The sequence below is a fragment of the Nostoc sp. UCD121 genome (assembly GCF_014222285.1).
In the GTDB taxonomy this organism is placed as follows: Bacteria; Cyanobacteriota; Cyanobacteriia; order Cyanobacteriales; family Nostocaceae; genus Nostoc.
In genome coordinates, this window is the sequence record NZ_JACKZS010000268.1 from 1 (window position 1) to 8,730 (window position 8,730).

6 protein-coding genes are annotated in these 8,730 nt (G+C 42.2%); 3 read left to right on the forward strand and 3 right to left on the reverse strand.

Annotated features, from left to right (window positions below; all coding sequences use genetic code 11):
- Positions 1 to 72 precede the first annotated feature (72 nt).
- The 3 genes from GNF10_RS32655 to GNF10_RS32665 all read right to left on the reverse strand — a co-directional run bounded on the left by GNF10_RS32655 (position 73) and on the right by GNF10_RS32665 (position 4,401).
- Positions 73 to 1,137 (reverse strand): DUF3326 domain-containing protein, encoded by a 1,065-nt coding sequence (locus GNF10_RS32655; RefSeq protein ID WP_185584548.1) that lies wholly within the window; start codon positions 1,135 to 1,137, stop codon positions 73 to 75.
- Positions 1,138 to 1,181: 44 nt separating this feature from the next.
- Positions 1,182 to 3,593, reverse strand: coding sequence for a tetratricopeptide repeat protein (locus tag GNF10_RS32660; RefSeq protein ID WP_185584546.1), 2,412 nt, complete (start codon positions 3,591 to 3,593; stop codon positions 1,182 to 1,184).
- 409 nt (positions 3,594 to 4,002) lie between these two features.
- Positions 4,003 to 4,401: a hypothetical protein gene (locus GNF10_RS32665; protein ID WP_185584544.1), complete on the reverse strand. Its 399-nt coding sequence runs from the start codon at positions 4,399 to 4,401 to the stop codon at positions 4,003 to 4,005.
- Between the two features lie 239 nt (positions 4,402 to 4,640).
- Here GNF10_RS32665 and GNF10_RS32670 point away from each other — a divergent pair, with 239 nt between their 5' ends.
- The 3 genes from GNF10_RS32670 (at position 4,641) to GNF10_RS32680 (ending at position 7,941) form a co-directional block, all read left to right on the forward strand.
- A complete protein-coding gene (locus GNF10_RS32670; protein ID WP_185584542.1) occupies positions 4,641 to 5,897 on the forward strand; it encodes an alkaline phosphatase PhoX in 1,257 nt (418 codons plus the stop codon).
- 309 nt (positions 5,898 to 6,206) lie between these two features.
- Positions 6,207 to 7,142 (forward strand): ferritin-like domain-containing protein, encoded by a 936-nt coding sequence (locus tag GNF10_RS32675; protein ID WP_185584540.1) that lies wholly within the window; start codon positions 6,207 to 6,209, stop codon positions 7,140 to 7,142.
- 16 nt (positions 7,143 to 7,158) lie between these two features.
- The gene (locus GNF10_RS32680) at positions 7,159 to 7,941 is read left to right on the forward strand and encodes an isoprenyl transferase (protein ID WP_185584538.1); all 783 of its coding nucleotides are present in this window, start codon (positions 7,159 to 7,161) and stop codon (positions 7,939 to 7,941) included.
- The last annotated feature ends 789 nt before the right edge of the window (positions 7,942 to 8,730 follow it).

Genomic DNA, 8,730 nt, shown 5'->3' on the forward strand with positions numbered 1-8,730 from the left:
GGGCAGGGGGCAGGCGGAAGATAGAACTCCTAACTCCTGTACAGATGCGATTAATCGCGTCTCTCCTAACTCCTAACTTTTAATTACTGGCTGCAAAGGTGATAGTTTGGGACGGAGAGCGGAGGGGTTAATGCCTGCTTTGTGTGCTACTAATACGCCTACTGCTTCTAAATATGAGTTTACCTGTATAACTTTGATCCCCAACGGTTGGGGAGGAACTTTGATTAGAGTTTTATTTTCTTCTACTGTAATTATTTGGCATCGTCTTTGACTTAAACTCAGTAAGGCACTGCTACCACAAGCATTTGCAGGTGCGATCGCAGCATCCACTTCATCTGCCCAAATATCTCCTTTATCTGATGCGATCGCTCCTTTATCTATTATAAATTGTGGGGCACGACTTAATCCTACAAGGACGCAGGGCAAAAAGGTATAGCCTAATTCTTCGGCGGCGGAACGGGGAGATAAATCAGGTTGTGGGGGTTCGCTCAAAAGGGCGGGAGAATGGGCGCAAGGAATTTGAAAGGTTCGCACTAGCAAATGACTAATTACGGCTTCTGCACCTGCTAGGGGATCAACACCTTCACCCTGGCGATATTTTTGTACTGCTTCTGAGTCCATATCATCGGGGAAACGGGCAACAACTGCGATCGCTTCTGCACCCGCTTTTTTAATTAATATCTCGGCTGCCCGTAATAAACTATCTGGGTTGCCAATTGTTCCCCAACTGGCTCCCGATGCTGTAGTCCGCAATTCTACATTTAATGGTGCATCTGTAATTACATAATCTGTTAGAGTCAATCCCAGAGTTGCTCTGACTGCATCGGCTGCTTGTATATGCCGTAGCCGTAATTCTGGCTCAATAGCTTGGTCTAAAAGCAAACCTACTTTATTGTTGCGGACTGGACGCAAACCCCAGCATCCAGAGGCGAATTTGTCAAGTCCATAACCTTCAACATAGAAAGTATTTGGAAGATTCCAGTATAAACTTGCACCGTTAAGGACATTGGGGTGAGTAATTAGGCGATCGCAAACCTGTGCTATAACTTTGGCAACAGGCAAAGCATCACCTGCATAACCCCCAATGGTAGCCCCAATGCCTGTTGGTACGATTAAGATAGCAGTGTATGGACGCATATTGAGTTAAAAGTTATGAGTTATGAATCAGAAACCATCAAATATTAACTGTTACAATGCCTGCTAACGCAGATAAATAAACCAGATTGTGAAGTTGAAATTTTTTCAACTTGCTTCGGAGCTTTTATTTCAGTAAATAGCTGAATTCCTTGATTAAAATTAAATTTACTTTCATCAGAATTTCCCATCTTTTGATAAGTTAAACCTAATTGATAATAAGCTTCAGCAAGATCGCACTTAGCACCTATTTTATCCAACAGTTCGATTGCTTCTCTATGATGAGCTAGGGCTAATTCAAAATCTGTTTGTTGTCGATTTATTTCTGCTAAACCATTGAGTGTCTTTGCTTTCACCTGCATATAGTGGCTTTCTTCAGCAAAGGTTAAAGCTTGATGTAATATTTGATTTGCTTGATAAAACTCTCCCAAATTGACGTAGGTTTGACCCAAAATTTGCATAAAATAGACAAATCTCCCAGTCTGTTCTACGAGCTTTTCGCTCGTAATATTCTGATAAGCTACATCTGCTAATGCAAAGGAGGCATCACGCAAACCTAAATAAGAATACACCAAAGCTAAACAAACTGATGCTTTCTCTGCCCAGCGATGATGCTCAGTATTTTGGGCTAGGTAAATTACTTGTTGAAATAAATTCGTGGCTGCCTCTAGTTCCCACAAATCTATTTTGTAAAGACCAATACTTAATAAAGAATCTACCTCTAGCATCCTCAGATAGTAAACCGGATGTTTATTTCCTGGCTGAGGTACAAGTGATTTAAGTGCTTGGGTTGCCAGAGTAATAGTTTTTTCCTGACAGGCGATCGCTTGACTAATTTTACCTGTTATCCAATATAGATCGCCCAGTATATTATAGAGTTCACTGAGATTTTGGTTATTTTCCAGATTGTTAACAACTTGATTAATTGCCGCCAGTATGGGTTGAATTAAACCCATCCGATACAATGTACTACCAAGAGGTAAAAACTGCTGCCATTGATTATTTCGGCTTTTTAAAATTACCTTACCTGCCAACTGAAATTCATGAATTTCTATATAATGATAATATGCTTCCAGAGCTTGCAAAGCATCCTTAAAGGTTTCAATTTGTTTAATACTAGCTGTCCAAAATTCTGCGGCTTTATGATTGGCAATTTCCCATTCATCGCTGGGGCGTAAACGTGCGATCGCTTCAGCACGAATCACCGGATGCAGCCAATATTCGCCTTTATTGCACTCCACCAAAGACCGATTTCTCAATGAAGCGATGATTTGCCGATGTTGATCGGGTGGGACATCCCAAAGTAAGCAAAATAACCCTTGTGATGGGATAGTAGGTATATCTTGGTAACGATAACATCCCAAACGGCAAAGTAAGCGATATGCTTGGGGGTCGAGGGCTTGCAAACGATTGATTTGACTAACCGCTAAATTTTTTAAGTCCGTTGCTGCTAAAGGATCGGCATGATTTTCTTGCCAATAAAGAACCATGTCACCGCCAAAATCCTCCTGAATCGAACCGCAGAGAATTCCCATTGCTTTAGCATTACCGCCATAAGTGCGATGCATGATTTGCAAGGTTGGCGAGTCGATGGCTAACCCACGGTTGCTAAAAAACTTTTGCCATGCGCTTTGCTCCAAACCAGGAAGCCGATAGTGATTCACATTCAACCCAGGTTCACAAAGGCGATCGCGGCTAGTAATTAGAGTAACAGATTGCACCCTGGCATCAGCCAACACCCGCAATAGTTCTACATAGTTGCGGTGAGAAGCAATTAACCTACCTTGTTGATCTAATGCAGGTTCCAAATTGTCAATTAACACCCCAATGCGCCGATTGTGGAGTTCGCGCTTGAGTCGTCCCAATGTCACCCCAAATTCTACCCCAGGTTCTTGATCAAAGTCTTGTTTGAGCCATTCTTCTACTACTCGTTCGGCGGGGGTGATATTCTGCGTTTCCTTCGCCATCAGCAGTTCTAAAACCAAATCAAACCCCTGAGTTTGGAGATATTGCTGCGCTAGAGTAGTTTTGCCTAAGCCTCCCTCACCTTGGATGACAATAACTTTCGAGCCTTGATTTACCAAAGTATTTAGGTGAGCGATCGCTTCTGCTCGTCCAATAAAATTGGTATCCTTTAATTTTAGGGTGGGATGTGGCGATCGCGAGTAATCAATCAGACTTGATGATATTGCAGTCGTTTTTCTCAGAACCCGTTCCAAAGTAGCGCGACAATTACTTTTGGTTATCTTTTCTCGCAATACTTGAGAAAGCAGCTTCCATAACTGAGAACCAGCATCCTTGGCGTGTCCTTCGGTACAACCGTAAGAATGAGCGATATCCAAGTATTTTCTACCCAACCAAACTTGCACAAGAATCACTTTTTGTAAATCGCTCAACCGTTCCCCAGTCTGCGGGGGAATTGTGGCATCTAACCATGCTAATGCTGCTTCAGCGTCCATTGTGTAACGACGAGGGGAGTTCAGATTTTAGGGACAACTATAAATCACTCTACAGTTATGTTGCGGGAGTTTTCGGATAAGATTCTGTAAACCCGACTTTTTTCCCGACTTTTGCAAACTTTATTCAAAATTCAGCCACAATTTTCATTGCTTCTTGTGAGTGCAACTAAGAGGATGTTTGAAAAGTTATTAGTGATGTATCAAATCCTTTTAGATCCCCCTAAATCCCCCTTAAAAAGGGGGACTTTGATCCGGTTTCCCCCTTTTTAAGAGGGTTAGGGGGATCAACAAGTGTCTAAAATCACAGCCAAAGACTTTTCAAACAACCTCTAATGGAGTCTCTTGAAAAGCTATTTTACCGACCCAATAAATTAATTGAGCATCAACAGTTCTTTAATACGTTTGTCAATTAACTCAATCTTGTAATAGTCAAAATTAATGTTCCACAATTGTTAAAATACATTATTGGAACATCATTGGCATAACAAAAAAACTCCCCACTTGAAGAAGCTTTATATTTCTCCAATTTCTTCCCAATTAAGAACTCTTGTTCACCAGACTGGCCAATATTCCCAATTAGGGAAAACCAGTTTTCGTTTGGTTTTCTGCGGAACATCTCAGCCCAACGTAGCCACGGTTTTGTATACCCATCTGCATCACTTCTAATCTTGGCATCATACCAAAACTGTTCTCCTTGTACTTCAAACTTATAACTTGCTCCTATTTCTAGAAAAATACCAGTGGCGTTCCAGTATTTCTGAGCGTCTATTATTGTTTCTGATGGAGAGCCAATTTGTAGCTTTGCCATTTTTGTATTAATTTTACATAATTGTAACGATAGAACCGGAACTTCCCTTATTACATACGAATAATCACTTGCCGGAGAAAAAACATTAAGGAGATAAGTTTAGAAATTTGTATTACTTCAATGCCTTGAATAATCTTTTTTTAACCTCTTATTAATTTGAAAAACTTACTCTTCTTAGATAATTGAGGCTAGCTATTTGCAACAAATTAAGCCTCATCCAAAACATCAGGGAGTATACATTGAATTTATCGAGACGTGAGTTTTTTACCCTGGCAGGAGCATCTGCTACAGGTGCCGTCCTTCTATCTCCTTTGCAAGCATTCTATGCTAAACCTGCGATCGCTGCGGGTCCCTACGGCAATTTAGTGACCGACCCCAACGGAGTATTAGATTTGCCATCTGGATTCACTTACCGCAGACTGTCCGAAACAGGCCAAACGATGAATGATGGTTACTTAGTACCGGGTGGTCACGATGGTATGGGTGCTTTTGCCGGGTCTAATGGCAATACGATTCTAATTCGCAATCATGAACTCGGTACTTCTGGCAACGGTGTTGGCGCTCCCAGTGGCAGCAAGTACAACACAAATGGGAGGGGCGGTTGTACTAAATTGGTTGTTAATTCTTCCCGTAACCTGGTAGAACATCGGGGTGTCCTAGCGGGAACTATTCGCAACTGTGCCGGTGGCCCTACGCCTTCAGGGTCATGGTTAACCTGCGAGGAAACTTTTGAAACCAATAACGGCAAGAAGCATGGTTATGTGTTTGAAGTTCCCAGTAGTGCAAATACTTTTGTCACTCCCGTCCCACTAACTGCTATGGGGCGTTTTAATCACGAGGCTGCTGCTGTAGACCCTAACACAGGGTATATCTACATGACAGAAGACCGGAGTGATGGGCTGTTCTACCGCTTTATTCCCAACCAAAGCAACAACCTCAGTGCTGGCGGCACGCTATACGCTTTAAGGATTACGGGGTCGTCTGGAATCAACACAGCTACGGGTTTCCCAAAAAATACGCCTAGGGCGGTGAACTGGGTACAGATTAGCAATCCTGATCCCACATCTGATACTGTCAGAACAGCAGGGTATAACAGCGGTGCCGCCAGGTTTTCAGGTGGGGAAGGTATCTTTTATGGCAGTGGTTATGTCTACTTCACCTGTAAGAGCGGTGGTAGTTCTGGAGATGGGCAGATTTGGCGTTATTCGCCCACTAATAATACTGTTGAGCTATATATTGAACCCAACAATTCTGGTGTGCTAGACAATCCAGACAATATTGTGGTTTTCCCCAACCGGGACATCTTTCTCTGTGAAGATGGGGATGGAACGGATTACATTCTGGGCATCACTCCCAGTGGAAGTCTTTATAAGTTTGCTAAAAATGCCCTCAACACATCAGAGTTCGCCGGGGTCTGCTTCTCCCCCGATGGTCAGACGATGTTTGTCAATATGCAGAGTCCAGGAATAACCTTTGCTATCTGGGGGTCCTGGTAACGCTACATCCTGTTTCAGCCTAGCCAGAGCAATCGCTCTGGCTAGGCTCCTAGTGTGACTTCAATCAGACAGTCTGACCTAAAAAACGTAGAACCATTGCTGGGACAGTATATCTGGCGTTGCTGATTAAGAGTCAGTTAATCCTGGTTTGAAAATACCTTGATTGTTGGTTATTACAACTAGACTAAAGACTTTTTCCCCGACTTTTGCAACCCGATCACATAAAACTGCCGACTTCAGCCGACTGACAAAACGAAGTGCGATCGCTTAGGCTATTGGGCATAGAGATAAAAATTTAAGTATAAAAATATGCTTAACACCCTCAGCCCAATCACAGAAGACTTAGCAGGTCAAAGCTATCCCAGTCCTCATTATTTGCAAACACAGCGCCGCATCCGTTCCCTCATAGACAAATATATTGCAGTCGAAAAACTACATGAGCGTCTGCAAGATTTACCGATACAGTTTGCCAATCCTCAACCGCGTCCCTGGAAACCCATTGACTGGCAAACGATTAACCGCAATCAAATTATCGGCTTAGACGCAGAGGTATTTCTATCCATATTGATAGGTGCGATGGATACAGAAGCTCCGATTCGCGGCTATACCCAAACCAGTCGGCAGTATTTGGAAAAATTGCATCCTCAAATGGCTCGGTTTGTTGGTGGAACTGTCAATGAAGATGGCGAATTGCTGGAACTTGGTTTGTGGGAAAAGGAAGAACGTCAGCACACACCTGCATTAATCAAAGTCTACACCCAATTAACGGGCGAGAAAATTACCCCAAAACTTCGGACAGTTAGAAGCTATCTTCCCACAGATGACGCTCACGAAGACTTATATCGCCACGGCTTACACCGCATTGCCACAGAATACGGTGCTACCTGTCTTTATATTTGGTTGATGGCTCACACCACTGGCGCACTCCAGGATGTTTTAGAGGAACTAGCACAGGATGAAATCAACCATACGACCAAATTTTGGGGGTTTGGAGTCTGGACTTTCCCTGATACTGGGTTGATGCGAATTGGACGCACACTCATCAAAACGCGATCGCAAAATTATCAGCGCAACAACCTCATGCGTACCCTCCGCCGCATGATGGCTACCCTCAACTGGAATGCTTGGTCATTGACTAACAAAGCAACTCTCCTCTTCACCTTCACCTATACAATGCGTCGTCTGTGGAGTTGGAACAACACCCTCACACCACAGTACTTACAAAATTTATTTGAAACTAATTAGTCGAAACAAAGGACAAATGACAAATACTTCGGCTTCGCTCAGTACAAGTGACAAATCAAAATTACCCAGCGATTTAAATCCCAAAAAAATACCCCAACATATCGCCGTCATCATGGATGGTAACGGAAGATGGGCAACCAGTCGAGGATTACCGCGCATTGCTGGACATCGCCAAGGAGCAAGAACGCTCAAAGAACTATTGCGTTGCTGCAAGGATTGGGGAGTTAAAGCGTTGACAGCTTATGCTTTTTCAACAGAAAATTGGCAGCGTCCCGTTGAAGAAGTAGATTTTCTGATGCTGTTGTTTGAGCGATTACTACGCCGCGAGTTGGCTCAAATGCATCAAGAAGGTGTACGCATCTCGTTTATTGGAGATTTATCGGCTTTACCTAAGTCTCTACAGATGCAAATGGAACGTTCAATGACAGAGACTTTGAATAATCAAGCAATCCACTTTACTGTTGCGGTCAACTACGGTAGCCGCAACGAAATTACCAGAGTTTGTCGTCAAGTAGCTCAACTCGTGGAACAGGGCCAACTCAGTGCGGAACAAGTGAATGAAGGTCTTGTAGAACAACATCTCTATACGGCAAACACTCCAGAACCCGATTTGCTGATTCGTACTAGCGGTGAGATGCGATTGAGTAATTTTCTCTTATGGCAAATGGCGTATACAGAGATGTATTTCACTGATATTCTTTGGCCAGATTTTAATCGAGAAGCATTTCATCAGGCTTTGTTGAGCTACCAAAGTCGCGATCGCCGTTTTGGTCAAGTTAAAGCTTCACTGTCAGCTTAGGGTATTTGGAAAACCTCTCTATTAAATTTCCCCCTTCCCGACGCGGTAAGGGGACTAGGTTTTTTGCTGCTATCAAGCATAAAGTAAAAGCACCCACAGTACCAGGATGGTATATGAGCGCTAATAAATTAAAACATTATTGAGGATAATCTATCTGCTATGACAGACCGAAGTAACTATAAGAATAGCAGGCGGTGGGTAAATAAACTGCAAGGGTAGTTACAAATGTTTTGTTAAAAATAGTACTTACTGTAAGGTATTGCTTTTTTGCCAAAATGTGATAAGTCGCGCTCCTATTTGAAAAATTTTCTGTATGCGATCGCTATAAAGCTTCTCTTGGATGAAACTACTTAACAACCCTAAGAGAACTTATTTATACCGTTTTCCTCCCGATCTTACTTACACCTCAATCGATCTGCGATCGGGTCTCTTAATTTTTTTGAATAAATTATCCTTTGGTAGGTATTGAACCGAAATCCTGATACTGTTGGCGAAAGTGTTACAACTAAAAGCTGCAACGGCAGATTGAAGGTTTGAGCTTACATAATACTTTTAAATACAAATATGTATTACATTCGCTAACGATATCAAATCCTTGGCTCAATATTTATATTCTTGATCACAAAATCAGAATCAAGTAAGTTGGGATTAAAAAAACTAAGTATGTTACAAAACGTAAATATGCTTAAAACTCTTACTAATGAACAATGACAAAAGGCAAATGACAGCCTTAGCCAGTTAGCTTTAATTTCACCGACCTAATTATTTAATTAATATTTACTATAGTAA

Bases quoted from the DNA above. Each gene is read 5' to 3' on its own strand.
- GNF10_RS32665 (WP_185584544.1), bottom strand. From the start codon at position 4,401: ATGGCAAAGCTACAAATTGGCTCTCCATCAGAAACAATAATAGACGCT.
- GNF10_RS32655 (WP_185584548.1), bottom strand. From the start codon at position 1,137: ATGCGTCCATACACTGCTATCTTAATCGTACCAACAGGCATTGGGGCT.
- GNF10_RS32675 (WP_185584540.1), top strand. From the start codon at position 6,207: ATGCTTAACACCCTCAGCCCAATCACAGAAGACTTAGCAGGTCAAAGC.
- GNF10_RS32660 (WP_185584546.1), bottom strand. From the start codon at position 3,593: ATGGACGCTGAAGCAGCATTAGCATGGTTAGATGCCACAATTCCCCCG.
- GNF10_RS32680 (WP_185584538.1), top strand. From the start codon at position 7,159: ATGACAAATACTTCGGCTTCGCTCAGTACAAGTGACAAATCAAAATTA.